A 26,302-nucleotide genomic window follows, 5' to 3' on the forward strand; every position below is an offset into this window, starting at 1 on the left:
GACTCATTGGTGTAGTCGGTGTTCGGGGATGGCCGAAACGTGCCCTCGTCTTGCAGACTGAGATTACGGGGGTTACCAGGGCGTCTAAAATTCGGCTTTCAATGGTCTGATGGTTATGCCATGAGCCAGGCAAGGGTAACCTTCAGCAACCATGCGGGTATGTCCCACAATGCGTAGAACGAATGAGGGGCCATGAAAGGTCGCGTGCTGGTCGTCGACGACGACGCCGCTCTCGCCGAGATGCTCGGCATCGTACTGCGGGGCGAAGGCTTCGAACCGTCCTTCGTCTCCGACGGCGACAAGGCCCTCGACGCGTTCCGGGATACGCGCCCGGACCTGGTTCTGCTCGACCTGATGCTGCCGGGGGCGGACGGCATCGACGTGGCGCGCAGGATCAGGGCTGAGTCGGGGGTCCCGATCGTCATGCTCACCGCGAAGAGCGACACCATCGACGTCGTGCTCGGCCTCGAGTCGGGCGCCGACGACTACATCGTCAAGCCGTTCAAGCCGAAGGAGCTCGTGGCCAGGGTGCGTGCGCGGCTGCGCCGTACCGACGAGCCGACGCCCGAGATCCTGCAGATCGGCGACATCACCATCGACGTGGCGGGCCACTCCGTCAAGCGTGGCGAGGAGACCATCAACCTCACCCCGCTGGAGTTCGACCTGCTCGTCGCGCTGGCCCGCAAGCCGCGCCAGGTCTTCACCCGCGAGGTGCTGCTGGAGCAGGTCTGGGGCTACCGGCACGCGGCCGACACCCGCCTGGTCAACGTGCACGTCCAGCGCCTCCGCGCCAAGATCGAGAAGGACCCTGAGCACCCCGAGATCGTGGTGACGGTCCGCGGCGTGGGCTACAAAGCCGGTCCTGCCTGACCACCCCTCCTCTCATGTCTCCGTCGAAGAGCAGGATCCGTCGCAGGACGCTTCGCCAGATTCTGGGTGGCGTCCGGCGACGGGCGCGGCGTGCGGCAGGCATGATCCGCCGCACCTGGCGGCGATCGCTCCAGCTCCAGGTCATCACCAGCACGCTGGTGATCTCGGTGACCGTGGTGGCGGTGCTCGGTGTCTTCCTCGTCCAGGAGATCAACACCTCGGTCGTCAACGGCCGCAAGCTGTCGGCGGCCAACGAGGCCACCGCCGACAGGGTGGCCATCATGGCCGCGCTCAACGCCGAGCCCATCGAGCCCGCCAAACAGGGGGAAGGCGGTCCCCCCGCCGCCGAGGCCCCGCTCGACGTGGCGGTCAACAGCATCATCGGCACCGGCGAGAACGGCTGGCGCAAGCGATACCAGCTCCTGGTGCTCAACAGGACCGAGCCGGGGCAGTCGCGCGCGACCGGCAGCGTCCTGCCCGCCGACATCCCGCAGGACCTGCGCAAGCGGCTGGAGGCGAAACGCGACAAGGGCGTGCTCAACGACCCCCTGCAGGTCGTCTCCAGACTCACGTTCTCCGCGAGCCGCGAAACCCAGCTCACGCTGGTCGTGGGCGCCTTCATCGAGGACGGCTACGAGATCTACCACTTCTTCCCGCTCACCGATGAGGAGTCGCTGCTCTCCATCGTCAGACAGGTGGTCGTGGTCGTGGGCATCGGGCTGGTCCTGCTGCTCGGCGCCATCGCCTCCCTGGTCACCCGCCAGGTCGTGACTCCCGTACGGCTGGCCCGCCAGGCCGCCGAACGCCTCGCCTCAGGACGGCTCGACGAGCGGCTGAAGGTGCGCGGCGAGGACGACCTGGCCCGCCTGGCCACCTCCTTCAACGAGATGGCCGCCAACCTGGCGCTCAAGATCCACCAGCTCGAGGAGCTGTCGCAGGTGCAGCGGCAGTTCGTCTCCGACGTCTCGCACGAGCTGCGCACGCCGCTGACCACCGTGCGGATGGCCGCCGACCTGCTCTACGACGCCCGCGAGGACTTCGAGCCCATGGCCGCGCGCTCGGCCGAGCTCATGCAGGCGCAGCTGGAGCGGTTCGAGTCGATGCTGGCGGACCTGCTGGAGATCAGCCGCTACGACGCGGGCGCGGCCACCCTCGACCTCGACTCCACCGACGTGCGCGACGTGGTGCTGCGCGCCGTGGCCGACTCCGAGGCGCTGGCGGAACGGCACGGCACCAGGTTCGAGCTGCGCCTGCCCAGCGAGCCCTGCATGGCCGAGATCGACAGCCGCAGGGTCGAGCGGATCCTGCGCAACCTGCTGTTCAACGCGATCGAGCACGGCGAGGGGCGCGAGATCGTGGTCTCCGTGGGCGCCGACCGCGACTCGGCGGCGGTGGCCGTACGGGATCACGGAGTGGGGCTGAAGCCCGGCGAGGAACAGATGGTCTTCGACCGCTTCTGGCGGGCCGACCCGTCCAGGGCCCGCACCATCGGCGGCACCGGGCTCGGGCTCGCCATCTCGCGCGAGGACGCCATGCTGCACGGGGGATGGCTGCAGGCATGGGGCGCTCAGGGAGAGGGGTCGCAGTTCAGGCTCACGCTGCCCCGCACGGCCGGGGCCGAGCTGAAGGGATCGCCGCTTTCGCTCGTGCCGCCGGAGGTGGAAATGAGGCGGACATGGCGCGGGCACATCACGCCGGTCCTTTCACCGGTCGCGGGTGAGGGGGTTTTCCATGCGGAGTAGGAGGATCCTTCTTTCCGTGATGGCCGCGAGCGTCGTGTGCGGCAGCTCCGCCTGTTCGGTGATCTCGGTGGGCGGCCCGCCCGAGCAGGTCAGGCAGGGCGACGCGGCCGACTCGCTGAGCAAGCCGTTCCAGCGGATGGTCGCGACGGAGCCCCAGCCGGACTGGGACGCCCGCAGGATCGTGCAGGGCATGCAGGCGGCCATGGCCAGTTTCGACGACGTCGAGCAGAAGATCCTGCGCGAGTACCTGACGCCCGAGGCCAAGCGCGCGTGGAAGCCGGGCGAGTCGGTGATCGTGGTCGAGGACAACCCCACCTACCGGCAGGTGGGCGAGAACATCGTCCAACTGGAGGCCACGCAGATCGCGCTCATCCACGGCGACGGTTGGTACGAGCCCAAGAGGGAGAAGCTGACCCTCCAGTTCATGGTGGCCAAGACCCCGCAGGGCTACCGGGTCTCCAGCCTGCGCAACGGGCTGATGCTGCTCACCGCCGCGGACGTGCGCAGGGCCTACGAGCCGGCCGACATCTACTTCCTCGGCGGCTCGGGCTCCCTCGACAACCTGGCCGCCCTCCCCGTCGTCGACCACGTGTGGCTGCCGATCAACCCCACCAGGTCACTGGCGGAGACGATCGTCGACAGGCTGCTCGAAGGCCCCAGCGAGTCGCTGCGCGGCGCCGTGTCCACCGCCTTCGAGGGGATCAGCCTCGACAGGATCGCGACCGACGAGGAGACCGTCGTGGTCTACCTCGAAGGGCAGTTCAAGCAGGACCCGCCGCCGGTCGAGGCGCTGAGCAGGCAGCTGCAGTGGAGCCTGCGCGACGTGATCACGGGCAGGACCATCGAGGTCAGGCTCAACGGCGAGACCTTCTTCGACTCCGCGCCGCTGACCATCGGCTCCAAGGACAACGACATGTGGCTGCGCCGGCCTGACGGCAAGGTCTACTTCGTCCAGAACGGCCAGCTCATGTGGCTCGGCGCCAACGGCGCCGGCATCGCCGTCCCCGGCCCCGCCGGCAGGCTCGGCGACGCGTACAAGGAGCCGGCGATCACCCCGTCGGCCAAAGGCGACCCCACGGAGTACGTGGCCGCCCTCAAGAGCGACGGCCGCAGCATCTGGACCAACAAGCTGTCGTCCGAGAGCCAGTGGCAGGAGGCCATCAAGGGCACCAACCTGACCCCACCCGCCTGGAACTGGAACGGCACGCTGTGGACGGTCGACAGGATCGACGACCACACGTCCTACGTGCTGCGCTACGACATGTCGAACCTGGAACAGCCGGTGACGCGCATCGCCGCGCCCGAACTCAACGGCAAGCGGGTCACGGCGTTCAAGGTGGCGCGCGACGGTACCCGCGTCGCGGCGATCGTGGCCGATAACGGAGCGGTGTCGGTGATGGTGGGCGTGATCGCGGGGGACAGGCTCGACCACTTCCAGACGTTGCTGACGGCCGGGGAGAACGAGGAGATCAAGGATCTGGCCTGGGGGGACTCCGAGCATCTGGTCGCGCTCATGGGCAGCAGCTCGGGCAGCACGCCCACGGAGATCGACATCAGCAACGGCCAGCTTCGGCAGCTGGCGGCCGACAAGCGCATCACCTCGATCTCCGCCCTGAACGGCCGCCTGGTGGCGGGGACCGAGGCGGACGACGAGGGCGGCGGCAAGGTGCTGGAGCTGGTGCAGGACAAATGGGTCGACACCAAGGTCCAGCCCGGCACCTCGTCCCCCACCTTCCCTCTCGACTGAGGCACCCGCTTTCCTCCGTCCGCTCGAGCTCCAGGTTCTGTCGGTGCCGCCCGGCAGGGTGGTCCCCGTGCTCGACCTCCTCCTCCCCGCCCGCTGCCTCGGCTGCGCCGCCCGTGGCAGCCTCCTGTGCGACGCGTGCCTGGTCGTCGCCCCCGCGGTGCGCATGCCCCACCCTGCCCCCGAAGGACTGCCTGTCTGCTGGTCGGCGACCCTCTACGAGGGCGCGGCCCGCCAGGCGGTCCTCCACTACAAGGAGCGCGGCCGTACGGCTCTCGCCGCTCCCTTGGCCCACGCCCTGGCCTTCACCATCGCCACGGCCGTCCCCGAGGGCGGGCTGTCCGTCGTCCCCGTCCCCAGCGCGGGGCGTGCCGTACGCGCCAGGGGTCACGACCCGGTGCCCCGCATGGCCGCGCTCGCCGTACGGCATCTGGGGAGGCTGGGACGCCAGGTCACTCTCCGCACAGACCTCCGCCAGAGCAGGAGGGTCGCCGACCAGGCGGGCCTCAGCGCCGCGCAGAGGGCTGCCAACCTCGCCTCCTCCCTACGAGTCGCCGAGGCAGGTAAAGCGCGCCTGAGCGGCCGCTCAGGCGCGCGCGTGGTCCTTGTGGACGATGTCGTCACCACCGGCGCGACCCTCGCGGAGGCGGCCAGAGCGGTCAATGAGGCGGGAGCGACGGTGGTCGCGGCGGTGACCTTCGCCGCGACACGCCGACGCGTTCGAACGGTTTTCGATCACGGAGGGTAAAGAGAACGCCAAGTCCGGAGCCTCGCCGGTTCGCTACATCTGTCTTCCTCCCGCCCAGCTCATCCCTCTGGAGAGGCAGGTCCAAAGGTGTATTCAGCCAACAAAGCAGGCATCTCGCATCACCCGTCTGCCCGGAGAAAATCACGGAAAGTGATCTTTTGGGCGATCCCCAGGCTGACATTCGGTCGTGATGCAGATAGCGTTCTGACATGGCACCCGTTCGGGTCCGTGGTTGCGCAGAGCCGGGGGTCCCGGCTCCGCTAGCCGATGCCAGCCGCAGGCGAAACGGTCCACGTAAGGCGACTTTTTGTCGACTGATCACGGTGCGGCTTAGAGGTAAGTCCTGCCTTCCCGGGGGTCCAGATGTCCCCCGTAAAGAAGAGAAGGGCAGTAGTGGCACAGAGCCGCGAACCCCTCAGCAGGCGGATGTGGGGTCGAAGACCAGGTCGGCCGAGCGGGTGCCACTGGAGTCGCTGGTAACGACATGTCGAAAGAGGGTAACGGTGAAGCATGACCACGCCCGGCAGGGACATCGTCGGGCGCTCTGTCTCAGTCGTTAGACGAAGGGGGGCTGTTGCATGGACATCATCGTCAAGGGACGGCACACAGGAGTGAGTGACCGCTTCCGAGACCACGTGACGACCAAGCTGGCCAGGATCGAACGTCTGGACAACAAGCTCATCCGAGTCGATGTGGAGGTGTCGAAGGAACGCAACCCCCGCCTCGCCGATCAACGCGAGCGTGTCGAGCTGACCATCCACTCCCGAGGACCGGCCATCCGCGCCGAGGCCTCGGCCGACGACAGATTCGCCGCCCTCGACCTAGCCCTCGACAAACTCGAAGGCCGCCTGCGGCGCATCGCAGACCGGCGCAAGGTGCATCACGGCAACCACGCGACCCCTTCCGTGGCGGAGCTGACAGCCGCACTCGCCGACGTCTACGACACGATGCCCGAGGCCACAGTCGTCCCCGCGCAGCCGGAGTCCGAGGAAGACCTCCTGCCTGACGACAAGGCCTACGACGACATCGTCCCCATCGAGATGGACGGCGAAGGACCCTGCGTCGTCCGGGAGAAGTTCCACAACGCCGAGCCCATGACAATCGACCAGGCCCTCCTCGAGATGGAACTGGTCGGACACGACTTCTACCTGTTCCGTGACAAGGAGAGCGGCCAGCCGAGCGTCGTCTACAGCCGGCGCGGCTACCACTACGGCGTGTTGCGGCTCGTCGAGCCCTGATTCGCGCCAACGAAGATCCTCTCGACCACCCTAGGACCGCAAAAGCCTGGCATCATGGCGGTTCAACGGCTCTGGCCCCCCACGAGGAGGAGACGTGAGCGAGCGCGGCGAGCGAGCCGAGGCGGAGCGCCTCGGCCACGTGAGCGAGCGAGCCATCAGGCAGATGCGGTCCGCTGAGGAGGCCGCATGAGCGACCCGATCCGCGTGATGATCGTTGACGATCACGAGCTGATCAGGCGCAGCCTCGCGCTGGCCTTGGCCGCCGAGGACGACATCGAGGTGGTCGGCGAGGCCAGCGACGGTCAGGAGGCGGTCGAGCTCGCCGACCGCCTGCTGCCCGACGTGGTGTTGATGGACGTCCGCATGCCCCGCCAAGGCGGCATCGAGGCGACGGGCGGCATCAAGGCGTCCGTCCCCAGCACGCGGATCATCATGCTGACGGTCAGCGACGAGGAGGAGGACCTCTTCGAGGCCATCAAGGCGGGCGCCACCGGCTACCTGCTCAAGGACGTCCAGATCGACGAGGTGCCCGACGCGGTGCGCGGGGTGCACGAGGGACAGTCCCTCATCAACCCCGCCATGGCGGCCAAACTCATCACCGAGTTCGCCAACATGAGCCGCAAGGAGGCCGAGCGGCCGCCGCAACTGCCGGTTCCCCGGCTGACCGAGCGGGAGATGGAGGTGCTGCGGCTGGTGGCGAAGGGGATGAACAACCGCGAGATCGCCAAGCAGCTGTTCATCTCGGAGAACACGGTGAAGAACCACGTGCGCAACATCCTGGACAAGCTGCAACTGCACTCCAGGATGGAGGCGGTGGTCTACGCCGTTCGCGAACGCATGCTGGAGATCACCTGAGGCCCGCCCTCCCTCGCTGAGAGGGAGGGCCCAGGGCCGCTCCGTGCGTTCCCTTGCGGGCTGTCCCGGTGTGCGCCCGAGACCTTCGACCGACGTGACCCGCGCGTGAGCCGCGGAGATCAGCGGAGGTCGGACATGGCCAGGGGGAGGGCGTCCAGGAGCGGCCTGGTGTGAGCCTCGGAGGTGACCCGTTCCACCCGCACGTCGTCGCACCCCACCCAGGCGGCCGCCGACCACAGGGCCTCCCGCACCCCCGCCACATCGGCGGGCCGCACCCTGGACGACTCGAACGACACGTGTCTTGCCACGAACGTCTGCCCCTCGCGTGACGGATCGACCCGGGCGATCAGCTTGCCGCCCGACAGCACGGGCATCGTGAAGTAGCCGTGGACTCGCTTGGCCTTGGGGACGTAGATCTCGAGGGTGTAGTCGAACCCGAACACCCGCGACGTGCGGCCACGATGCCAGATGAGCGAGTCGAACGGCGAGACGAGCGTGGTGCGGTGGCGCCCGCGCGGCTCGGACTCGAGCGCCTCGGGGGCGGCCCACGCGTTCGCGGGCTGCTTGGCCGACGGCCAGCCGGCCACCTTGACGGGCACCAGTCCGGCCGCGCCGCCGACCAGCGCCTGGTCGAGCAGCGCGGCATGAGGGCCCTTGACCCTGAGGAAGTCGACGAGGTCGCCGCGGGTGGCCACGCCGAGGGCCGAGCCCGCGACGCGCGCCAGCCGGACGATGCACTCCTCGTCGGTGAGCTCCTCGCCGAGCAGGTCGGCCGGGACGGCGCGCTCGGCCAGGTCGTAGACCCTGCGCCAGCCGACGCGCTTGGTGCAGACGAGTTCGCCGATGTCGAGCAGCCACTCGAGCGCGATCTTCGAGTCGGACCAGTCCCACCATTCGGCGCTCTTCTTGGCGCCGCCGATGTCGGCGGTGGTGACGGGGCCGCTGTCGCGCACCTGGTCGAGCACCTTCTCGTAGCCGGCGGGGACCTCGTGCCAGCGCTGCTTCCTCGCGCGGTAGGCGCGGCGGCGGAAGCCGTACAGCGGCCAGTGCTCGATGGGGAGGATGCAGGCGGCGTGACACCAGTACTCGAAGCTACGGGCGGGGTTGTGCCAGTAGGCGCTCTCGACGTCGGCTCTGCCGACGGCGCCCAGCCTGCCGTAGGCGACCAGCTCGTGGGAGCGGGCCAGGACGGAGATGGTGTCGAGCTGGACGGCGCCCAGCCTGCGCAGCATCCCCTGCACGCCGCCGCGCCTGCCGTCGGCGCCCAGCAGGCCCTGGGCGCGCAAGATCAGTCGGCGCGCCTCGTCGGCGCTCAGCTCGGTCATGTCGTGGATCCGGAGGTACGGCACAGCATGCCGCGATCGTAACGGCGAGCACCGACAGAAAATCGCCCGGGAAAAGGCGATGGCGGGATGCGGGGCGACGGCTCGCCCTGCAACCCGCCATCCGCGGAGTCGTCAGCGATGGTCCTCGGCACGCATGCCGACACGGGGCGCGTCGATGACGACGTCGGAGAAGATGTCGAAGACCAGGGCGAGGATCCCGCCCAGGACGAAGATCCCGACACCGACCCAGACGATCATCCAGTTGGCCATCGTCAGACCGACGCCACCGACGGTGAACCCTGCCAGCATGATGCTGACCGCCAGCCAGGACGACGCGCGCCCGCCGTGGTTGCCAAGGTTGTGACCATCTGCCATGGCCTATCCCTCCTGAAGATATTTCCCGCCCAGCCATGTCAATGGTGCGAGATCAAACCTGTTCGGCATACGCTCTGCCGAAAGACCATTCTCCCAGACGGGTGAAGCGGCCTCCCAGTCGCGGTGGCTGTGTCTGGTGGCGGAACCGCCTACGATGGCAACGGGGAAGTTTGTCTCAGCCTCTCCTCCTGGCGGCCGCCGGGGAAGACCTGCGAGGAGCTTTACACAAAGTGCCAGCCATTCTCGACAAGATTCTGCGCGCCGGCGAGAACAAGATCCTGCGCAAGCTCAAGCGGATCGCCGACCAGGTCAACTCCATTGAGGACGACTTCAAGAGCCTGTCCGACGCGGAGTTGCGCGCGCTCACGGACGAGTTCAAGCAGCGACACGCCGATGGGGAGTCGCTCGACGACCTTTTGCCCGAGGCTTTCGCCACGGTGCGGGAGGCGGCGCGGCGCGTCCTCGGCCAGCGCCCCTACGACGTCCAGATCATGGGCGGCGCCAACCTGCACCTGGGCAACATCTCCGAGATGAAGACCGGTGAGGGCAAGACCCTGACCTGTGTGATGCCCAGCTATCTCAACGCGCTTTCCGGCAAGGGCGTCCACGTCATCACGGTCAACGACTACCTGGCCCAGCGTGACGCGGAGAAGATGGGGCGGATCCACCGCTTCCTCGGGCTCGAGACCGGTGTGATCGTCGCGGGGCAGAGCCCCGAGGAGCGCCGCAAGATGTACGGCGCCGACATCACCTACGGCACGAACAACGAGTTCGGCTTCGACTACCTGCGCGACAACATGGCCTGGTCGCTGGAGGAGTGCGTCCAGCGCGGCCACAACTTCGCGATCGTCGACGAGGTCGACTCGATCCTCATCGACGAGGCCCGCACGCCGCTGATCATCTCGGGTCCCGGCGAGCAGTCGGGCAAGTGGTACACCGAGTTCGCCAAGATCGTGCCGCGCCTCCGCAGGGGCGTCGAGGGCAAGAACCCCGGCGAGCCCAGCACCGGCGACTACGTCGTCGACGAGAAGAAGCGCACGGTCGGCATCCTCGAGACGGGCGTGGAGAAGGTCGAGGACTGGCTCGGCATCGACAACCTCTACAAGCCCGAGCACACCCACCTGGTCGGCTTCCTCAACAACGCGTTGAAGGCCAAGGAGCTCTACAAGAAGGACAAGGACTACATCGTCACCGACGGCGAGGTCCTGATCGTCGACGAGTTCACCGGCCGAGTCCTGCACGGGCGCCGCTACAACGAGGGCATGCACCAGGCCATCGAGGCCAAGGAGGGGGTGAAGATCAAGGACGAGAACCAGACGCTCGCCACGATCACCCTCCAGAACTACTTCCGCCTGTACGGCAAGCTCGCCGGCATGACCGGCACCGCGGCCACCGAGGCGAACGAGTTCCACCAGACCTACAAGCTCGGCGTGGTCCCGATCCCGACCAACAGGCCGATGGTCCGCAAGGACCAGGCCGACCTCATCTACCGCACGGAGGACGCCAAGTTCACCGCGGTGGTCGAGGACATCAAGGAGCGCTACGAGACGGGCCAGCCCGTCCTCGTCGGCACCACCTCGGTCGAGAAGTCCGAGCGGCTGTCCAAGATGCTGACCCGCCAGGGCGTCAAGCACGAGGTGCTCAACGCGAAGAACCACGCGCGTGAGGCGTCGATCGTCGCCGAGGCGGGTCGCAAGCACGCCGTGACCGTGGCCACCAACATGGCCGGTCGAGGCACCGACATCATGCTCGGCGGCAACCCCGAGTTCCGCGCCGATCTCGAGCTGCGCCAGCGCGGCCTCGACCCCGTCGAGACGCCGGAGGAGTACGAGAAGGCGTGGGCCGAGGCTCTGGCCAAGGCCGAGGGCGCGGTCAAGGCCGAGCACGAGGAGGTCACCGATCTCGGCGGCCTCTACGTCCTCGGCACCGAGCGTCACGAGTCCCGCCGCATCGACAACCAGCTGCGCGGCCGTTCCGGCCGTCAGGGTGACCCCGGCGAGTCGCGTTTCTACCTCTCGCTGGGCGACGACCTGATGCGCCTGTTCAACTCGCCTCGGGTCGAGGCGATCATGGTCAGGATGAACATCCCCGACGACCAGCCGATCGAGTCGGGCATCGTCACCAAGGCGGTGGCCTCCGCCCAGCACCAGGTCGAGCAGCAGAACTTCGAGATCCGCAAGAACGTTCTGAAGTACGACGAGGTCATGAACCGGCAGCGCAAGGTGATCTACGCCGAGCGCCACCGCGTCCTGGAGGGCGCCGACCTGCACGAGCAGGTGCGCGGCTTCGTCGGCGACGTGATCGACGAGTACGTCAACGCCGCCACGGCCGAGGGCTTCTCCGAGGAGTGGGACCTCGACAAGCTGTGGAAGGCGTTCGGCGACCTCTACCCGATCACGGTCAAGCTCGACGACCTCGTCGAGGAGGTGGGCGGCCGTGAGGAGCTGTCGGCCGAGATCCTCCACGAGAAGATCAAGACCGACGCTCTGGGCGCCTACGACAGGCGTGAGGAGGAGCTCGGCTCCGAGGCCATGCGTGAGCTGGAGCGGCGCGTCATCCTGTCGGTCCTCGACCGCAAGTGGCGCGAGCACCTCTACGAGATGGACTACCTCCAGGAGGGCATCGGACTGCGCGCGATGGCGCAGCGCGACCCGCTGATCGAGTACCAGCGTGAGGGCTTCGAGATGTTCTCCGCGATGCTCGACGGCATCAAGGAGGAGTCGGTCGGCTACCTGTTCAACCTCGAGGTCGAGGTCCAGGAGAACCCGATCGTCGAGGAGTCGGCGGAGATCGCCGAGACCCGCTCGATCATCGCGCGCGGGCTGCGCGGGCCGGAGCGGCCGACCGAGCTGGAGTACACCGCTCCCGGCGAGGGCGGCGAGGTCGAGCACACCAAGGTCCGCACGACGGCCGCCGAGCGCGCCGCCTACGGCAACGTGGAGCGCAACGCGCCGTGCCCCTGCGGGTCCGGCAAGAAGTACAAGCGCTGCCACGGCGACCCGAAGCACGTCGAAGCGTAACCGCACTCCTGAAGGCCCCGCCCCGGTTCTCCGGGTGCGGGGCCTTCTCGCGTGCCGCCGGGACTCTGCGCCGCCGTGGTGCGACTGGCTCAGGGTGTCAGGCGGTTTCGAAGTCGGTGCACAGCCACTGGACGCCACGCCGTTCGAGCCGGAGCGCCAGCACGTGGCTGCGTTCGCCGCAGTGCACCAGCAGGCACATCTCGATCGCGCCCTCCCTGGGCTGGGTCACGTGCGGAACGCCGACGAGGGGCCGGCCGGTCGTGTGGATCATCTGTCCGGCGCGGACCAGTTCGGCGTACGCCCGCTCGGTGAGCCGGTCGCTGACCGTCTCGGGGGGCCTGCGGCCGGTGAGGATCTCGGCGAGCGCCTGGCCGAGGTGGCGCAGGTGGCGCTCGTCGGGCACGGACCCTGGCGGTCCCCAGACCAGGGGGCGCGGGTCGGCGGGGGCGAGGGCGAGCGCCCCGTGGGTGGCGGGCTCGGGGCCGCGTTGCTCCCCGTCGTACGGCGGGTCGGGGAGGGGGGTGAGGGTGACGCGGGGGAGCGGAACGGGACGCAGCCGTGATGCCATGAAACCTCCAACCTCATGCGGGAGAACGTCGCTATAAGGAGTTTTCGGCCCCACGCTCAGATACATCGGCCGCCAACTTCCCCGCGCCCCGTGACCCGTTTGCGGGCATCGACGAAGAAGATCACAACGAGTTGGATCGGTTGGCGACCAGCTTTACCCGCATTCCGGCGGGCAGGCATTCCGCACCTGACCTGCCGAATTCATTCCGGTCGGTACCGCGGTGCGTTATCGGCGTCCCGTATGTCAGCCCGAGGTCTGGTCCGAGGGGATGGTGTCGTCGTCGGGCTCCCGGCCGGGGGTGGGGATGTCGAGTTTGCGGATGAGGAAGCTGAACAGCAGGTAGTAAAGGACGAAGTAGACCAGCCCGATCACGATGATGAGCGCGAGCTCGTGGGTGTTCGACTTGGTGGCGTTCAGCAGCATGTCGATGCCGCCCGCTGAGAAGCTGAAGCCGAGTCGCGTGTCCAGCGTCGCGAGCAGCGCCATCGAGACGCCGGTGAGCAGCGCGTGCATGACGAACAGCAGCGGCGCCACGAAGATGAACGCGAACTCCACCGGCTCGGTGATCCCGGTGACGAACGCGGTCAGCGCGCCGCCGACCATGATGGAGCCCACCGCGGCCCGCTTGTGGGAAGGGGCGGCCCGCCAGATCGCCAGCGCCGCTGCGGGGATGCCGAACATCAGCACGGGGAAGAAGCCGGTCATGAAGATGCCGGCGCCCTGCTGGCCGATCGCGTAGCACTTGAGGTCGCCCGCGGCGTGCACGCCGTTCACCGTGCATTCGGGGATGACCGTCCAGACGATCGAGTTCACGAAGTGGTGCAGGCCGAGCGGGATGAGGAGGCGGTTGGCCACGCCGTAGACGCCCGCGCCGAGCGCGGAGTGGGTGGCCAGCCAGTCGCCGAAGGCGGTGAGCGCGGTGCCGATGGGCGGCCAGGCGAAGCCGAAGATCACGCCGAGACCGAGGGCGGTCACGGCGGTGATGATGGGGACGAAACGGCGGCCACCGAAGAACGCCAGCCAGGAGGGGAGCTTGATCCGGTAGTAGCGCTGCCAGAGTACGGCCGCCACCAGGCCGATCATGATGCCGCCGAGGACGCCCGTGGGCTGGGCCGAGGCGGCCTGGTTGATGACCGTGCTGCCGTTCTGGAGTGCGAGGGTGACCTTGGCCTTGACCGCCTCGCTGGTGGAGTCGAAGAACATCCGGCGGGTCACCTGGTCGAACACGAGGTAGCCGACGAGAGCGGCCAGTGCGGTCGAGCCGTCGGACCTCTTGGCGAAGCCGATGGCGACGCCGATCGCGAACAGCAGCGGCAGGTTGTCGAACAGGGCGCCGCCCGCGGCGGCGAAGATGGCGGCGACCCTGTCGAGGAAGGCGTTGTCGGTACGGCCGAGCAGGTCGTCCTGGCCGAAGCGGAGCAGGAGGCCCGCGGCGGGCAGGACGGCGATGGGCATCATCAGCGATCTGCCGACCCGCTGCAGCACGGCGAAGGCGGCAGACCAGAAGGACGTGCCGCCATCGGCGGTCGCTGTGCTCATCCCGACTCCCCCGGCAGATCGTCACGGGGGATGCCGGGTATCTACCACGCCCTGTCCTGCGGAAACGCTCGTCACACCCTGGTGCGGGAGGGTACGGCGGGCCCGCTCACCGGCCGGTCAGGGGTTGGGCGGGGACGGGGTGGCGGCGCTTTCGCCGGAGTCCACGTCGACCTCGGGCTCTCGTCCTGGCGTCATGATGTTCAGGCGTTTGATCAGGAAGCTGAACACCACGTAGTAGATCGCCCCGTAGACCACCCCGATGACCAGGATCCCGATCAGGTTGTGCGTGTTGGACTTGCCGGCGTTCAGCAGCATGTCGAGCAGCCCGGCCGAGAAGCCGAACCCCAGCTGCCCCCCGACCAGCGTCGTCACCGCCATCGCGATCCCGGTCAGCACCGCGTGGACCACCAGCAGCACCGGCGCGACGAAGATGAAGGCGAACTCGATCGGCTCGGTGATCCCGGTGACGAAGGATGCCAGCGCCGCGGAGAGCATGATGCCGCCGACGGCCGTCCGCTTGCCGGGCAGCGCCGCCCGCCAGATGGCCAGCGCGGCGGCCGGCAGGGCGAACATCATGACGGGGAAGAACCCGGCCATGAACTCGCCCGCGTTCGGGTCGCCGCCGAAGTAGCAGTTCCAGTCGCCGGCCAGGGTGCGCCCGCCGACCTGGCATTCGGGGACGACGTACCACACGATCGAGTTGACGAAGTGGTGCAGGCCGAGCGGCACCAGCAGCCGGTTGAAGAACCCGTACAGCCCCGTGCCGACGGCGCCGGCGTCGGCCAGGGCCCTGCCCGCCTGGCCGATCCACTCGCCGAGCACCGGCCAGATCCAGCCGATGAGCACGCCGATCAGCAGCGCCGCGATCGAGGTGATGATCGGGACGAACCGGCGACCGCCGAAGAAGGCCAGCCAGGAGGGCAGCTTGATCCGGTAGAAGCGCTGCCAGAGCATCGCGGTCACCAGGCCGATCAGGATGCCGCCGAGCACCTTGGTCGGGTTCTGCGTCCCGTAGTTGATGATCTCCTTGATCCCCTGGCTCTCGGCCTGGCGGATCATGACGGTGTCCCTGATGGCCGAGTCGAAGAACATGACCTTGGTGACGCGGTCGAAGACCAGGTAACCGACCACGGCGGCCAGTGCGGTGGAGCCGTCGGCCTTGCGGGCGAACCCGATGGCCACGCCGACCGCGAACAGCAGCGGCAGGTTGTCGAACAGGGCGGCGCCGGCGGCGGCGAGGACCTCCGCCACGTGGGTCATCCAGGCGAAACCCGCCACGTCGGCCAGGCCGCCTGGTTCGGCGCCGTTGGCGCCCAGCATGTCGGGCTGGCCGAAGCGCTGCAGGAGCGCGGAGGCGGGCAGGGCCGCGATGGGGAGCATGAGCGAGCGGCCCATGCGCTGGAGCACGGCCATGACGCGGGAGAACGGCGAAGGGATCGCGGCGGACTCGTTCACCGGGAGTTCCTCCGGAGAGTGGGGGTAAGGACCAGGTCCGGCCAAGGCCCTGGCGGGGTGGGGGTGACGAGCAGGACCCAAGCATGCCGTACCCCTGGGAGCCGGGTCAGCCGCGACGGGCGGGAATCTCCAGGATGGTGCGCAACTGGTACCGGTCGGCCCGGTACGTGGAGACTCCCAGCTCGGCGCACACCCCTCCGGCGAACGAGCGGCGCTGCAGCAGCAGCACGGCCCCACCGCGGGGCAGTTTCAGCAGGTCGGCGTCGCTCGGGTCGGCGAGCCCTCCGTCGATGGTCAGCTCGCCCGCGTCCATCACGATGCCGTAGCGCGTCTCGAGAAGCTGGTAGAGCGACTTGCCGGTGAGGTCGTGGTCGGCCAGGTCGGGGGCCAGCGAGACGGGGATGTGGGCGCGCTCGATCGACAGCGGCTCGCCGTCGGCGGTGCGCAGCCGTTCGATGAAGTGGACCTCCTCGCCCGGCTGGATCCCGAGCTCCTTGGCCAGGTGGGCGCTCGCGCGCACGATGCGCCTGTCGAGGTCGCGGGAGCCGGGCTCGAGGCCGCGGGCGCGCATGTCGTTGGTGAAGGAGGTGAGCTGGAGCGCCAGCTCGATCTTGGGCCTGGCGACGAAGGTGCCCTTCCCGGGCACCCTGTGCAGGCGTCCTTCGGAGACCAGGTGGTCGACGGCCTGGCGCACGGTCATCCGCGACAGACCGAAACGCTGGCAGAGCTCGCGCTCGGACGGGATCGCCGCGCCGATGCTGAGCTCGTTGCTGTCGATGAGATCCAGCAGGATCTCGCGGAGCTGGAAGTACTTGGGCACCGGGCTGTCCGGATCGATGTGCGCCACGGATCCTCCCCTCGATCTGGCTTGGGCGATGGGTTATGGTTCGTACTGGTCTAGTCCGGACTAGACCACATGCCGGAATAGCCAGTCAAGCGATGGGGACATGATGACCACCAAGATGCGCAGCGAGATCGCCGAGCAACCGGCCGCGTTGCGGGCCACCCTGGCCTCATTGCTTCCTCGGGTCGACGAGGTGAAGGCGCTCGGCGAGCAGACCAGGCAACTGCTGTTCATCGCGCGCGGCACCTCCGACAACGCCGCAGTCTACGGCCGCTACCTCGTCGAGGCGCACGCCGGGCGTCTGGCCGCCCTGGCCGCGCCCTCGATCGCCACCACCTACAAGCGGAAACTCGACCTCGACGGCGTGCTGGCCGTCGCGATCTCCCAGTCCGGCAGGACCGAGGAGATCGTCGAGACGCTCGCCTGGGCCAAGGACTGCGGCGCGAAGACCGTCGGCATCACCAACGGCGGCGAGGACAGCCCGCTCGCCCAGGCCGCCGACGTCGCCCTCGTCACGCTGGCCGGCGAGGAGAAGGCGGTTCCCGCCACCAAGACGTACACCACGCAGCTGGCGGCGCTGGCCGTCCTCGCGCTGGGCCTCGGCGCGGACGTGGACGCCGCCGACCTGCAGCGGGTGCCGGAAGCGGTCGAGAAGCTGATCGCCGAGCCGGGGGACATCGACGCGGTCGTCGAAGGCCTGGCCGACAAGCCCGGCGTGGTCGTCTCAGGGCGCGGCATGGCCTTCTCCACCGCGCTCGAGACCGCGCTGAAGCTCAAGGAGGCCTGCTACCTGCACGCCATGGGCCTGTCCTACGCCGACCTGCTGCACGGCCCGATCGCCGTGGTCGACGAGGACACCCCCGCGCTGCTGGTCGCCGCCGAGAACAGCCCGACGCTGGCGGGCACGGTCGCCCTGGCCGAGCGCGTGGTGGGCGCCGGCGCCGCGGCCTTCACCGTGGGCGGCGGCAAGGCTCTGGCCCAGGCGGGTACGGCGGCGCTGAACGGCCCCGACCTGCCCGAGTGGGTCGCCCCGATGGGCTTGATCGTCCCTGGCCAGCTCCTCACCGAGGCGCTCGCCCGCCGTCTCGGCATCGACCCCGACGCGCCGCGCGGACTCAACAAGGTGACGCAGACCGACTGATTACTCGCGTTCGTTTAGCCTGGTCAAACAGACGTATCGACGAGGGAGGACAGATGGCGGCGGACGCGAACGCGATCATCGCCGGGCTCGGTGGTGCGGCCAACATCATCGAGATCGAGCCGTGCATCACGCGGCTGCGCACCGAGGTGCACGACGCCTCCAAGGTCGATCAGGCGGCGTTGAAGGCCGCAGGGGCCCACGGGGTGATGGCCGCGGGCAACGTCGTCCAGGTCGTGGTCGGCCCCGAAGCCGACACGATCGCCAGCGACATCGAGGACATCATCGGCTAGGGCGCCGGTGGCGGGGCCTTCCGCCACCGGCGCTCTGGTGCAGGGGGGACCAATGACCAGCGTTCTCGCCCCGGTCGACGGGGCCGCGGTCGGCCTGGGCGCCGTGCCCGACCCGGTGTTCTCGGCGGGCATGGTGGGGCCGGGGACGGCGATCGACCCGGCGCGCGAGCCGGGCAAGGCCGTCGCCCCGATCAGCGGCAAGATCATGAAGCTGCATCCGCATGCCTACGTCATCGTGGGGGACGACGGCAGGGGAGTGCTGGTCCATCTGGGCATCGACACCGTGCAGCTGAAGGGGGAGGGCTTCCAGCTGCTGGCGGCGGAGGGCGACAGGGTGCACGCGGGCCAGCCCGTCGTGGCATGGGACCCCGCCCTCGTCGAGGCGGGTGGCCGCTCGCCGGTCTGCCCCGTGGTCGCGCTGGACGCACTGGCCGAGGCGGTGACCGTCGTCGCCCAGGGTCCCGTGCACGTGGGAGACGAGCTCTTCCAATGGGCGTAGACACGGCGCTGTTCGACCTCGACGGCACGCTGATCAACACAGAGGTGCGCAACAAGGCCATCTGGCAGCTGCTGCTCGACAACCACGATCTCGACCACGACGTGGCCGTCTTCATGGGCCGTAGGGGCCGTGACGTGCTGCCCGAGGTCTTTCCTGGCCACGACATCGACCAGCTGATCGCGGAGGTGTTCAGCTACGACGACCATCCGGGCCTGCCCGAGGTGGTGCCCGTGCCGGGGGCCGCCGAGTTGGTCCGCCGGGTCGCCGCGTACGGGTCGCGCATCGGCCTGGTCACCTCCGCCCACCGGACGTGGGCCGAACACCGCCTCGACCAGTTGGGCGTGCGCGAGCTGTTCGAGGTCCTGGTGACGGCGGAGGACGTCCAGGTCGGTAAGCCGCACCCGGCCGGCTACCTGCTCGCGGCCACCCAGCTAAGGGCAGAACCCGACGATTGCGTAGTCTTCGAGGACTCGGTGGCGGGGATAACCGCGGCGAAAGCGGCGGGTATGCGGTGCGTGGCGGTGGCCACCACCCACGTCGGCGGGGACCTGGCCGGAGCCGATCTCGTGGTCGCTGATCTGACCGCGGTCGGCTGGCCGTTGTTTTCGTGAGTCCAGCTGGTCTGGACCGGCATACCTAGGAGGAATCCCGATGGCCGAGCGCAAGGTGACCGTCGAGGCGGAGGTCGGCCTGCACGCCCGACCCGCGGCGACGTTCGTACAGGCGGCGGCGAAGGCTCCCATCGACGTCACCGTGGCCAGGCTGGGCGGTGAGCCCGTCAACGCCAAGAGCATCCTGATGGTGATGGGTCTCGACGTGCGTCAGGGCGAGTCGATCGTGATCAGGGCGGACGGCGAGGGCGCGGAGGAGCTCGTGGACGAGCTCGCCGCGATCGCATCGGCGCCATGACCATCTCGGGGGTGGGGGCCAGTCCCGGCATCGGGCACGGCCCCGTCTACGTGCTGACCGTCTCGGTGCCCGAACCCCCCGAGGGCGCGACCTACCAGGGCGAGGCGGAGCAGGAGAAGGCGCGGGCGCACGCGGCGCTCGACCGGGTGGCGGGCGAGCTGGAGGCGCGCGGCGTCAGAGCGGGCGGCCAGGCCAAGGACGTGCTCGCCGCCCAGGCGCTCATGGCCCGCGACCCCGGCCTCGCCGTCGGCGTCGACGCGCTGATCGAGCGGGGGACGGCGGCGGCCAGGGCCGTCTACGTGTCCTTCGGCAAGTACCGCGACCTGCTCGCGGCCGCGGGCGGCTACATGGGTCAGCGGGTGGCCGATCTCGACGACGTCAGGGACAGGGTGGTCGCCGTGCTCACCGGGCACCCGCTGCCCAGCGTGCCCACGGTGGCGGCCGAGCCATACGTGCTGGTGGCGAGGGATCTGGCGCCCGCGGACACGGTGCTGCTGACGAAGGACGTGGTCGCCGCCTTCGTGACCGAGGAAGGCGGCCCCACCAGCCACACCGCGATCCTGGCACGGGCCATGGGCGTGCCCGCGGTGGTGGCCGCGCGCGGCGCGACCACGCTGCGGCCTGGCGTCCGCGTGCTGGTCGACGGAGGCGCGGGCACCGTCACCGTCGAACCCGGCGAGGAGCGGGTGGCCGAGGCGCGACGCGTCTCCGACGCCAGGAGGCGGGCGCTCGACGCGGCGACGGGGCCCGGCAGGACGGCCGACGGGCATCCGGTGCCGTTGCTGGCCAACATCGGCGGGCCAAGGGATGTGAAAGCCGCCCTGGACGGCGGCGCCGAGGGCGTCGGCCTGTACCGGACGGAGTTCCTCTTCCTCGACAGGACCGAGCCGCCCACGCTCGAGGAGCAGCGCGACGCCTACAGGACGGTGCTGGAGGCCTTCCCGCACGGCAAGGTCGTGGTCAGGACGCTGGACGCGGGCGCCGACAAACCGCTCGCGTTCCTGCCGCCCCCGACCGCCGAGCCGAACCCCGCGCTCGGCGAACGCGGGATCCGGCTGTTCAAGGCGTTCCCCGACGTCATGAGCGCGCAGCTCCGGGCGCTGGCCGGCGCGGCCGAGGGGATGGCCGACCGGCTCCAGGTGATGGCGCCGATGGTGTCCACCGTCGAGGAGGCCGCCTGGTTCGTCCACGAGTGCGCCACCAGAGGGCTCGACTCGGCGGGGGCGATGATCGAGGTGCCGGCCGCCGCGCTGCGCACGAAGGACCTCGCCGGCGTCGTCGACTTCTTCTCGATCGGGACCAATGACCTGGCCCAGTACGCCTTCGCCGCCGATCGCCAGGTGGGGGCGCTGGTCGCGCTCCAGGATCCGTGGCAGCCCGCGCTCCTCGACCTGATCGCCGCCGCGGTCGGCGACCACGGGGTGCCGTGCGGGGTCTGCGGCGAGGCGGCGGCCGATCCCGCGCTGGCGTGCGTGCTCGTGGGGCTCGGCGTGGCGACGCTGTCGATGAGCGCGCCCGCGCTGCCTGCCGTACGGGCGGGTCTGGCCCGGCACTCGCTGGCGCAGTGCCGTACGGCGGCCGCGGCGGCGAGAGGGCACGTGACGGCACAGGCCGCGCGGAACGCGGCCCGCGCCGAGCTGCCGAGACTGGCCGAGCTCGGCCTCTGAGCCCGCTCCTCCGCGTGATCGGCATCCGGCCGTTGAGTCGGCGTCACCCCGGCGGGCCGGATAGCTTGGGTGGCATGGTTAGAGGCATTCGCACCGCGGGCATCCTGGCGATCGCGACCTCGCTCGTGGCGTGCGCGAGCCCGACGGGTCACGCGGGATCGGCGACGAACGTGCCTCCACCGGCGGCGAAACCATCATCCACACCCTCCACGCCCTCCACCGAGGCGTCTGCCGGGGCGGGGACGGGCACCGTACGGCGGGCGCTGGCGCGGATGAGCACCGAGGAGAAGGTCGGCCAGCTGTTCATGCCGGTCGTCCACGGCACCTCCGCCGCCGGCGCCTCCGCCGGCAACCAGAACGCCTTCGGCGCGAGCACACCCGCCCAGGTGATCGCCAAGTACCACCTGGGCGGGGTGATCCTCTTCCCCGAGAACATCAAGAGCGTCTCCCAGGTGGTCTCCTTCACCAACGGCCTGCAGAAGGCGTCGAAGGGTGTCCCGCTGATCATCGGCACGGACCAGGAGAACGGCCTGGTGTCGAGGATGTCCGCGCTGGTCACCGACCTGCCGGGCGCCTCGGTCATCGGCGCGACACGTGACACGGGGCTGGCCCGCAAGGCGGCGGAGGCGACCGGCGCCGAGCTGAAGGCCCTGGGCGTCAACCTCGACTTCGCGCCCGTCGCCGACGTCAACATCGACCCCAGGAACCCGGTCATCGGCAAGCGCGCCTTCGGCGACAACCCGGCGCGCGTCGCCCAGATGGTGGCCGCGTCGGTGAAGGGCTTCCACGACGCGGGCGTCGCCGCGACCGCCAAGCACTTCCCCGGCCACGGAGACACCCGCACCGACAGTCACACCGGCCTGCCAGTGATCAAGCACACCAGGGCGCAGTGGGAGGCGATGGACGCGCCGCCCTTCAAGTCGGCGATCGGCGCCCGGGTCGACGCGATCATGAGCGCGCACATCGTCATGCCCAAGCTCGACTCCTCGGGAGACCCCGCCACCCTGTCCAAGCCCATCCTGACCGGGCTCCTGCGCGACAAGCTGGGCTTCGACGGCGTCATCTCGACCGACGCGCTCAACATGGAAGGCGTCAGGAAGAAGTACGACGACGGCGAGGTCGCCGTACGGGCCATCCTGGCCGGAGCCGACCTGCTGCTCATGCCGCCGAACCTGCCCAAGGCCCACAGCGCGGTGCTGGCGGCGGTGAAGTCGGGCCGCATCTCGCGCGAGCGCCTCGACCAGTCGGTGACCAGGCTGCTGGAGCTTCGCGAGAAGCGCGGCTTCCTCGAGACGGCCCCCGTCGCCTCGGCCGCGGCGGCCGCCAAGGTGCTGCGCTCGGCCGAGCACCGCAGGCTGGCGGCCATGATCGAAAGCCAGAGTCGCTAGTACCTCTCCCACCAATGCGGGCCGGGGGTGGGAGAGGGGGCGGGCCATGCCTCGGGACCGGGGACGACGACGATGTCGAGGGTGTCGCTGCTGTGGTCCTGGACGGTCTCGACCTTCCAGTCGTCCTTGACCTGGTCGGCCGTGGCCCGCTGCTCGATGTAGGCGTTCTTCTCCGTCCGCCATCGCAGGCGGTAGCCGACCTTGAAACCGCGCCGCTCCACCTCGGCTCTGACCTCGGCGACCGTCCTGCCCTCGACCTCGACGTCCTTCATGGCACGGCTCAGGTGCCACATCGGATGGACGTACGGCTCGCCGGGACGCGCCTCGCGGCCCACGCCGAAGATCATGCGGCCCGGGAAGTTCCTCGGCACGGTGATCTTGACGCACGTCGTGGCCGCGCACGGTTCGATCGGCTCCTGGGAGAACCAGCCCTCGAAGGGCCCCGTGTCCGGCGTGACGGGTCCCATCAGCAGGCCGACCTGCTCCTTCACCACGGGGACCTGCTTCACCTCGGCGTTCAGCCCGATGGCGGCGAAGGCCTCCCTGAACTCCTCAGGCCGGGCGAGCGGGTCCCTGATCTCGATCGTCACCTGGCCCTCGTACCTGGAGACCACGATCGCGGCGTTGGCGTACCTCGTGGTGGGGTCGCCGAACGGCAGGCCGGCGGCGAGCACGACGGTGGCGGCCAGCGCGAGCGCCCCCGCGCCCCAGGCCAGGCGCCGCCGTACCGGCCGCCGCCGCTCGACGGGCTCGGCGGTGATGGCCTCCAGCAGCGCCTGCGCGCCCGCCCCCGACGGCAGGCCGGCGGGATCGCGGGACAGGTCCTCATCGCGTACCCGCGCGAGATCGGTGAGGTTCACAGCGCGCTCCCTTCGAGTTCGTGGTCGTTCATGATCGAGGCGAGCCGCCTGCGGGCGCGGTGCAGCCGCACCCGTACGGCGTTGCGGCTGATGCCGAGCGTGGTGGCCAGTTGGGCGTGGTCGAGGTTCTCCCACGCGACCAGCGTCAGCAGCTCCCTGTCCTCCTCCGGCAGCTCCGCCAGCGCCCCGGCGAGACGGCCGCCGGAGGGCGGTCCTGCCAGCAGGGGAGAGGCGGCGAGCTGGGCGCGCAGGGCGGCCGTGCGCCGCTCGTGCCTGCGCTCGCCGCGGCGGTGGTTGGCGAGGGCCTTGCGGGCCACGCCGTACAACCACAGCCGGGCCTGGTCGCCTTCGGGCACCTTCGCGATGCGCCGCCATGCCACGGTGAAGGTCTCGGCGACGACGTCGGCCGCGTCCTCCGGATCCTGGCAGCGGCGCACCGCGTAGCCGAGCAGGGCGGTGTAGGTCTGTTCGTAGAGTTCGGCGAACCGTTCAGCGTGGCTCATCGGACTCCTTCGGTATGCGCTCCACACCCACCCATGTCCGGAAATTTCAGAGCATTACCGGTGGCTAGTGGTTGCCCTCGATCGCGTCCCCGACGAACATCGCCGCCAGCAGCGTGAACAGGAACGCCTGCAGGAACATGATGAACAGCTCGAAGGCGGTCATCAGGATCGTCATCGCCACGCCGACGAGACCGACGAGCGAGCCGAGCGGCGTCAGGCGCTCGAACAGGAACCAGAAGCCGACCGAGCTGAAGAAGGCCAGGATCAGGTGCCCGGCGAACATGTTCGCGAACAGCCGGACGAAGTGCGTGAACAGCGAGTTCAGGAAGTTCTCCATGAACATCAGCGGCGCGTAGAGGCCGATCGCCCACCTCGGCAGGTCCTTGGGGAACAGCAGCGCGCCGAGGTAGCCGGACCAGCCGTGGTGCTTGACGGCCTGATAGATCTTGACGAAGTAGACGGTGAAGGCCAGCACCAGGGGGAAGGCGATGTTGGCCGCGATCGGGTACTGGATCAGCGGGACGACGCCCATCACGTTCCACACCAGCGCGGTGAAGAAGATCGTGAGCAGCAGCCCCATCCAGCGGTCGGTGTGCCTGCCCAGGAACGGCCTGGCCACATGGTCGCGGACGAACACGTAGCCGAGCTCGGCGAGGTTCTGGATGCCCCTGGGGACGATCTTGGGGTTGGCGAACGCCGACCAGAAGAAGGCGATGAGCAGGAGCGCGGTGAGGACGGCGATCAGCACGGGCTTGGTCAGCCATGCCGGTCCATCGCGGAAGAGAGGAGGGAGCTGGAACAGTTCGGGGCCTGGCGGTGTGAACCTGTCTGACACTCGGGTCCCTTCGTCGCCTCGGACGGAAGGCCACGGTATCGAGGGAAATGACCGGCTCCATTCGCGGGATATAGGCTGCTCCTCATGGTCAAGGGAGTGCTGATCGACTGGGGTGGCGTGCTCACCACGAGCATGTCGGAGGCCGTCGCCACCTGGATCGCCGCCGATCGGCTCGACGCGGAGCACTACCGCACGGTGATGCGCGAACTGCTGCGGCAGGAGAGCGCCGTGCACGCACTGGAACGCGGCGAGATCGGCGCCGCCGACTTCGAGCGCGACCTGGCCGCCAGGCTCCGCACCATCGACGGCACCCCGCCCGTCGCCGAGGGCCTGCTCAGCCGGATGTTCCTCGGCTTCCAGCGGGTCGACGCGATGTACGACATGTTGCTCCACGTCCGAAGGTCGGGGATCAGGACCTGCCTGCTGTCCAACTCGTGGGCCAACGAGTACCCCCGCGACGGCTGGGACGACGTCTTCGACGCCATCGCCATCTCCGGCGAGATCGGCATGCGCAAGCCCGAGCCCCGCATCTTCCAGCACGCCCTCGACCTCATCGGGCTGAGCGGCCCCGAGTGCGTCTTCATCGACGACATCGAGGCCAACATCGCCGCCGCCCGTGAGCTCGGCATCGGCGTCATCCACCACCTCGGGCCCGACACGACGATCGCCGAGCTGGAGACGCTGCTGGGGCGTCCCCTGCGATGATGGTCCCCCTGAACGTCGTGAAAGGTTCCCGATGCGCGTATACCTGCCGAGCACCCTTCCCTCGCTTGCCAGGGCAGCGGCCGAAGGGGAGCTGGGCCCCGCCCCGCTGACCGGCTACGCGGTCACTCCCGCGCTGATCGAGTGGTACGCCTCGGGTGACACCGAAGAGCTGGAGTACGTGGCGCTGACCGAGGCGGCGCGAGCCTCCCTGCGCATGCTCGCCGCCGACCGCGCCGACGGCGTCGTCGCCGCCGCCCGCAGGGTCGTCGTGGCGGCAGAGGTGCCCGACGACGTCCTGTCCATGGGCGCCGACCTGGAGGAGCGGGCCAGGGTACGGCTGGCCGAGGCGGTTCCCATGGCCAAGGTGGCCGCCGTGCACATCGACGACACCTACGCCGCCGACGACATCGAGGCCGCCATCGCCGCCCTTCCCGCCGCCGACCGTGGAGACGACGACGCCAGGTTCACCGTCGACGGCGCCGAGGCGCACGAGCTCATGTGGTACGCCACCCAGGAGATCCCCGACCTGCTCGCCTGATGACCGACAATGGGGACATGACGCAGCACATCGTGTGGGACTGGAACGGCACCCTCTTTCACGACATCGATGCCGTGGTCGGCGCGACGAACGAGGTCTTCAAGCCGTACGGCCTGGCCATGATGACCGCCGAAGGATTCAGGGCCGTCTACACGCGGCCCATCTGGCTGGCCTACGAGCGGCTGCTCGGCCGCCCGCTGCGCGAGGGTGAATGGGAGGAGCTCGACAAGGGCTTCCACGACAACTACTTCAGGCTGATGGCCGCCTGCGGCCTCGCCGCGGACGCCGAGTCGTCGCTGCGGAGCTGGACCGGCACCCAGTCGCTGTGCTCGATGGCACCCCATGAGCACCTGGTGCCCACCATCACCTCCTTCGGCATCGACAGCCACTTCACCAGGGTCGACGGGCTGACCGGCACCACCGGCGGGGAGAAGGCCGAGCACATGGCCACCCACATCGCCGCGATCGCCGTCGACGCCGCCGAGATCCTCGTCATCGGCGACAGCGTGGACGACGGCGTGGCCGCCACCTACGTGGGCGCCAAGGCCGTGCTGTACACCGGCGGCATGACGCCGCGCAGGGAGCTCGAATCGACGGGGTGGCCCGTGGTCGACACCCTTACCGAAGCGCTCAAGCACGCCTGA

The 26,302-nt window shown here is 69.3% G+C and carries 26 protein-coding genes; 17 read left to right on the forward strand and 9 right to left on the reverse strand.

Annotated elements, in window-relative coordinates; all coding sequences use genetic code 11:
• Positions 1-192 precede the first annotated feature (192 nt).
• The 6 genes from mtrA (at position 193) to AC3EO4_RS05575 (ending at position 7,197) form a co-directional block, all read left to right on the forward strand.
• Positions 193-870, forward strand: coding sequence for an MtrAB system response regulator MtrA (gene mtrA / locus AC3EO4_RS05550; RefSeq protein ID WP_043620615.1), 678 nt, complete (start codon positions 193-195; stop codon positions 868-870).
• A gap of 101 nt (positions 871-971) precedes the next feature.
• Positions 972-2,612 carry an MtrAB system histidine kinase MtrB gene (mtrB, locus tag AC3EO4_RS05555; protein WP_379571267.1) on the forward strand — a complete coding sequence of 547 codons (1,641 nt, stop codon included), beginning with the start codon at positions 972-974 and terminating at the stop codon, positions 2,610-2,612.
• 19 nt (positions 2,613-2,631) lie between these two features.
• On the forward strand, positions 2,632-4,359 hold the full coding sequence (locus AC3EO4_RS05560; RefSeq protein ID WP_379571527.1) for an LpqB family beta-propeller domain-containing protein: 1,728 nt from the start codon (positions 2,632-2,634) through the stop codon (positions 4,357-4,359).
• Between the two features lie 67 nt (positions 4,360-4,426).
• Positions 4,427-5,104, forward strand: a complete 678-nt coding sequence (locus AC3EO4_RS05565) for a ComF family protein (protein ID WP_431894092.1) — start codon at positions 4,427-4,429, stop codon at positions 5,102-5,104.
• 578 nt (positions 5,105-5,682) lie between these two features.
• Positions 5,683-6,342, forward strand: a complete 660-nt coding sequence (gene hpf, locus AC3EO4_RS05570; RefSeq protein ID WP_379571271.1) for a ribosome hibernation-promoting factor, HPF/YfiA family — start codon at positions 5,683-5,685, stop codon at positions 6,340-6,342.
• A 186-nt stretch (positions 6,343-6,528) separates the two neighbouring features.
• Positions 6,529-7,197, forward strand: a complete 669-nt coding sequence (locus tag AC3EO4_RS05575) for a response regulator (protein ID WP_379571273.1) — start codon at positions 6,529-6,531, stop codon at positions 7,195-7,197.
• 119 nt (positions 7,198-7,316) lie between these two features.
• Here AC3EO4_RS05575 and AC3EO4_RS05580 read toward each other — a convergent pair whose 3' ends face one another.
• Positions 7,317-8,522 (reverse strand): winged helix-turn-helix domain-containing protein, encoded by a 1,206-nt coding sequence (locus tag AC3EO4_RS05580; RefSeq protein ID WP_379571275.1) that lies wholly within the window; start codon positions 8,520-8,522, stop codon positions 7,317-7,319.
• Between the two features lie 132 nt (positions 8,523-8,654).
• The gene (locus AC3EO4_RS05585; protein WP_379571277.1) at positions 8,655-8,897 is read right to left on the reverse strand and encodes an HGxxPAAW family protein; all 243 of its coding nucleotides are present in this window, start codon (positions 8,895-8,897) and stop codon (positions 8,655-8,657) included.
• Positions 8,898-9,127: 230 nt separating this feature from the next.
• Here AC3EO4_RS05585 and secA point away from each other — a divergent pair, with 230 nt between their 5' ends.
• Complete coding sequence (secA, locus tag AC3EO4_RS05590; protein ID WP_379571279.1) at positions 9,128-11,917, forward strand: preprotein translocase subunit SecA; 2,790 nt, start codon at positions 9,128-9,130, stop codon at positions 11,915-11,917.
• Positions 11,918-12,014: 97 nt separating this feature from the next.
• On the opposite strand, the gene AC3EO4_RS05595 is transcribed toward secA, so the two are convergent.
• The 4 genes from AC3EO4_RS05595 to AC3EO4_RS05610 form a co-directional block, all read right to left on the reverse strand.
• The gene (locus AC3EO4_RS05595) at positions 12,015-12,485 is read right to left on the reverse strand and encodes an Rv3235 family protein (protein ID WP_431894094.1); all 471 of its coding nucleotides are present in this window, start codon (positions 12,483-12,485) and stop codon (positions 12,015-12,017) included.
• A 243-nt stretch (positions 12,486-12,728) separates the two neighbouring features.
• Complete coding sequence (locus AC3EO4_RS05600; protein ID WP_431894096.1) at positions 12,729-14,024, reverse strand: PTS transporter subunit EIIC; 1,296 nt, start codon at positions 14,022-14,024, stop codon at positions 12,729-12,731.
• A 117-nt stretch (positions 14,025-14,141) separates the two neighbouring features.
• Entirely contained in the window at positions 14,142-15,479 is a 1,338-nt protein-coding gene (locus AC3EO4_RS05605; RefSeq protein WP_379571285.1) for a PTS transporter subunit EIIC, read from the reverse strand.
• 106 nt (positions 15,480-15,585) lie between these two features.
• Positions 15,586-16,326 (reverse strand): GntR family transcriptional regulator, encoded by a 741-nt coding sequence (locus AC3EO4_RS05610; RefSeq protein WP_379571287.1) that lies wholly within the window; start codon positions 16,324-16,326, stop codon positions 15,586-15,588.
• Positions 16,327-16,429: 103 nt separating this feature from the next.
• On the opposite strand from AC3EO4_RS05610, the gene AC3EO4_RS05615 reads away from it, so the two are divergent.
• From AC3EO4_RS05615 to nagZ, 7 genes are all read left to right on the forward strand, one after another.
• Positions 16,430-17,464 carry an SIS domain-containing protein gene (locus tag AC3EO4_RS05615; RefSeq protein WP_379571529.1) on the forward strand — a complete coding sequence of 345 codons (1,035 nt, stop codon included), beginning with the start codon at positions 16,430-16,432 and terminating at the stop codon, positions 17,462-17,464.
• Positions 17,465-17,517: 53 nt separating this feature from the next.
• Complete coding sequence (locus AC3EO4_RS05620; protein WP_192779931.1) at positions 17,518-17,754, forward strand: PTS sugar transporter subunit IIB; 237 nt, start codon at positions 17,518-17,520, stop codon at positions 17,752-17,754.
• A 52-nt stretch (positions 17,755-17,806) separates the two neighbouring features.
• The gene (locus tag AC3EO4_RS05625; RefSeq protein ID WP_379571289.1) at positions 17,807-18,253 is read left to right on the forward strand and encodes a PTS sugar transporter subunit IIA; all 447 of its coding nucleotides are present in this window, start codon (positions 17,807-17,809) and stop codon (positions 18,251-18,253) included.
• Positions 18,244-18,864 (forward strand): HAD family hydrolase, encoded by a 621-nt coding sequence (locus AC3EO4_RS05630; RefSeq protein ID WP_431894099.1) that lies wholly within the window; start codon positions 18,244-18,246, stop codon positions 18,862-18,864. The genes AC3EO4_RS05625 and AC3EO4_RS05630 overlap by 10 nt, the downstream gene beginning before the upstream one ends.
• A gap of 40 nt (positions 18,865-18,904) precedes the next feature.
• A complete protein-coding gene (locus AC3EO4_RS05635; RefSeq protein ID WP_379571293.1) occupies positions 18,905-19,162 on the forward strand; it encodes an HPr family phosphocarrier protein in 258 nt (85 codons plus the stop codon).
• The gene (gene ptsP, locus AC3EO4_RS05640; RefSeq protein ID WP_431894100.1) at positions 19,159-20,829 is read left to right on the forward strand and encodes a phosphoenolpyruvate--protein phosphotransferase; all 1,671 of its coding nucleotides are present in this window, start codon (positions 19,159-19,161) and stop codon (positions 20,827-20,829) included. The genes AC3EO4_RS05635 and ptsP overlap by 4 nt, the downstream gene beginning before the upstream one ends.
• A gap of 74 nt (positions 20,830-20,903) precedes the next feature.
• Entirely contained in the window at positions 20,904-22,217 is a 1,314-nt protein-coding gene (gene nagZ, locus AC3EO4_RS05645; RefSeq protein ID WP_379571296.1) for a beta-N-acetylhexosaminidase, read from the forward strand.
• Here the strand turns inward: nagZ and AC3EO4_RS05650 are convergent.
• From AC3EO4_RS05650 to AC3EO4_RS05660, 3 genes are all read right to left on the reverse strand, one after another.
• Complete coding sequence (locus AC3EO4_RS05650; RefSeq protein WP_431894102.1) at positions 22,214-23,077, reverse strand: hypothetical protein; 864 nt, start codon at positions 23,075-23,077, stop codon at positions 22,214-22,216. The two genes, nagZ and AC3EO4_RS05650, sit on opposite strands and share 4 nt — an antisense overlap.
• The gene (locus tag AC3EO4_RS05655) at positions 23,074-23,580 is read right to left on the reverse strand and encodes an RNA polymerase sigma factor (RefSeq protein ID WP_379571300.1); all 507 of its coding nucleotides are present in this window, start codon (positions 23,578-23,580) and stop codon (positions 23,074-23,076) included. The genes AC3EO4_RS05650 and AC3EO4_RS05655 overlap by 4 nt, the downstream gene beginning before the upstream one ends.
• Positions 23,581-23,644: 64 nt before the next feature.
• Positions 23,645-24,415 carry a F0F1 ATP synthase subunit A gene (locus AC3EO4_RS05660; RefSeq protein ID WP_431894104.1) on the reverse strand — a complete coding sequence of 257 codons (771 nt, stop codon included), beginning with the start codon at positions 24,413-24,415 and terminating at the stop codon, positions 23,645-23,647.
• An 84-nt stretch (positions 24,416-24,499) separates the two neighbouring features.
• Here AC3EO4_RS05660 and AC3EO4_RS05665 point away from each other — a divergent pair, with 84 nt between their 5' ends.
• Genes AC3EO4_RS05665 through AC3EO4_RS05675 form a run of 3 tightly spaced genes read left to right on the forward strand, consistent with a single transcriptional unit; the run spans position 24,500 to position 26,302 of the window.
• Positions 24,500-25,120, forward strand: a complete 621-nt coding sequence (locus AC3EO4_RS05665) for an HAD family hydrolase (RefSeq protein ID WP_431894106.1) — start codon at positions 24,500-24,502, stop codon at positions 25,118-25,120.
• 31 nt (positions 25,121-25,151) lie between these two features.
• Entirely contained in the window at positions 25,152-25,658 is a 507-nt protein-coding gene (locus AC3EO4_RS05670) for a DUF6912 family protein (RefSeq protein ID WP_431894108.1), read from the forward strand.
• A 17-nt stretch (positions 25,659-25,675) separates the two neighbouring features.
• Positions 25,676-26,302, forward strand: coding sequence for an HAD family hydrolase (locus AC3EO4_RS05675; RefSeq protein ID WP_379571308.1), 627 nt, complete (start codon positions 25,676-25,678; stop codon positions 26,300-26,302).

This window comes from Nonomuraea sp. bgisy101 (assembly GCF_057708945.1).

Excerpts from the sequence above, each read along its gene's own strand:
- mtrA (WP_043620615.1), top strand. The coding sequence starts at position 193 with ATGAAAGGTCGCGTGCTGGTCGTCGACGACGACGCCGCTCTCGCCGAG.
- mtrB (WP_379571267.1), top strand. The coding sequence starts at position 972 with ATGATCCGCCGCACCTGGCGGCGATCGCTCCAGCTCCAGGTCATCACC.
- AC3EO4_RS05560 (WP_379571527.1), top strand. The coding sequence starts at position 2,632 with ATGGCCGCGAGCGTCGTGTGCGGCAGCTCCGCCTGTTCGGTGATCTCG.
- hpf (WP_379571271.1), top strand. The coding sequence starts at position 5,683 with ATGGACATCATCGTCAAGGGACGGCACACAGGAGTGAGTGACCGCTTC.
- AC3EO4_RS05575 (WP_379571273.1), top strand. The coding sequence starts at position 6,529 with ATGAGCGACCCGATCCGCGTGATGATCGTTGACGATCACGAGCTGATC.
- AC3EO4_RS05580 (WP_379571275.1), bottom strand. The coding sequence starts at position 8,522 with ATGACCGAGCTGAGCGCCGACGAGGCGCGCCGACTGATCTTGCGCGCC.
- AC3EO4_RS05585 (WP_379571277.1), bottom strand. The coding sequence starts at position 8,897 with ATGGCAGATGGTCACAACCTTGGCAACCACGGCGGGCGCGCGTCGTCC.
- AC3EO4_RS05595 (WP_431894094.1), bottom strand. The coding sequence starts at position 12,485 with ATGGCATCACGGCTGCGTCCCGTTCCGCTCCCCCGCGTCACCCTCACC.
- AC3EO4_RS05600 (WP_431894096.1), bottom strand. The coding sequence starts at position 14,024 with ATGAGCACAGCGACCGCCGATGGCGGCACGTCCTTCTGGTCTGCCGCC.
- AC3EO4_RS05615 (WP_379571529.1), top strand. The coding sequence starts at position 16,430 with ATGACCACCAAGATGCGCAGCGAGATCGCCGAGCAACCGGCCGCGTTG.
- AC3EO4_RS05620 (WP_192779931.1), top strand. The coding sequence starts at position 17,518 with ATGGCGGCGGACGCGAACGCGATCATCGCCGGGCTCGGTGGTGCGGCC.
- AC3EO4_RS05625 (WP_379571289.1), top strand. The coding sequence starts at position 17,807 with ATGACCAGCGTTCTCGCCCCGGTCGACGGGGCCGCGGTCGGCCTGGGC.
- AC3EO4_RS05630 (WP_431894099.1), top strand. The coding sequence starts at position 18,244 with ATGGGCGTAGACACGGCGCTGTTCGACCTCGACGGCACGCTGATCAAC.
- AC3EO4_RS05635 (WP_379571293.1), top strand. The coding sequence starts at position 18,905 with ATGGCCGAGCGCAAGGTGACCGTCGAGGCGGAGGTCGGCCTGCACGCC.
- ptsP (WP_431894100.1), top strand. The coding sequence starts at position 19,159 with ATGACCATCTCGGGGGTGGGGGCCAGTCCCGGCATCGGGCACGGCCCC.
- nagZ (WP_379571296.1), top strand. The coding sequence starts at position 20,904 with ATGGTTAGAGGCATTCGCACCGCGGGCATCCTGGCGATCGCGACCTCG.
- AC3EO4_RS05655 (WP_379571300.1), bottom strand. The coding sequence starts at position 23,580 with ATGAGCCACGCTGAACGGTTCGCCGAACTCTACGAACAGACCTACACC.
- AC3EO4_RS05665 (WP_431894106.1), top strand. The coding sequence starts at position 24,500 with ATGGTCAAGGGAGTGCTGATCGACTGGGGTGGCGTGCTCACCACGAGC.
- AC3EO4_RS05670 (WP_431894108.1), top strand. The coding sequence starts at position 25,152 with ATGCGCGTATACCTGCCGAGCACCCTTCCCTCGCTTGCCAGGGCAGCG.
- AC3EO4_RS05675 (WP_379571308.1), top strand. The coding sequence starts at position 25,676 with ATGACGCAGCACATCGTGTGGGACTGGAACGGCACCCTCTTTCACGAC.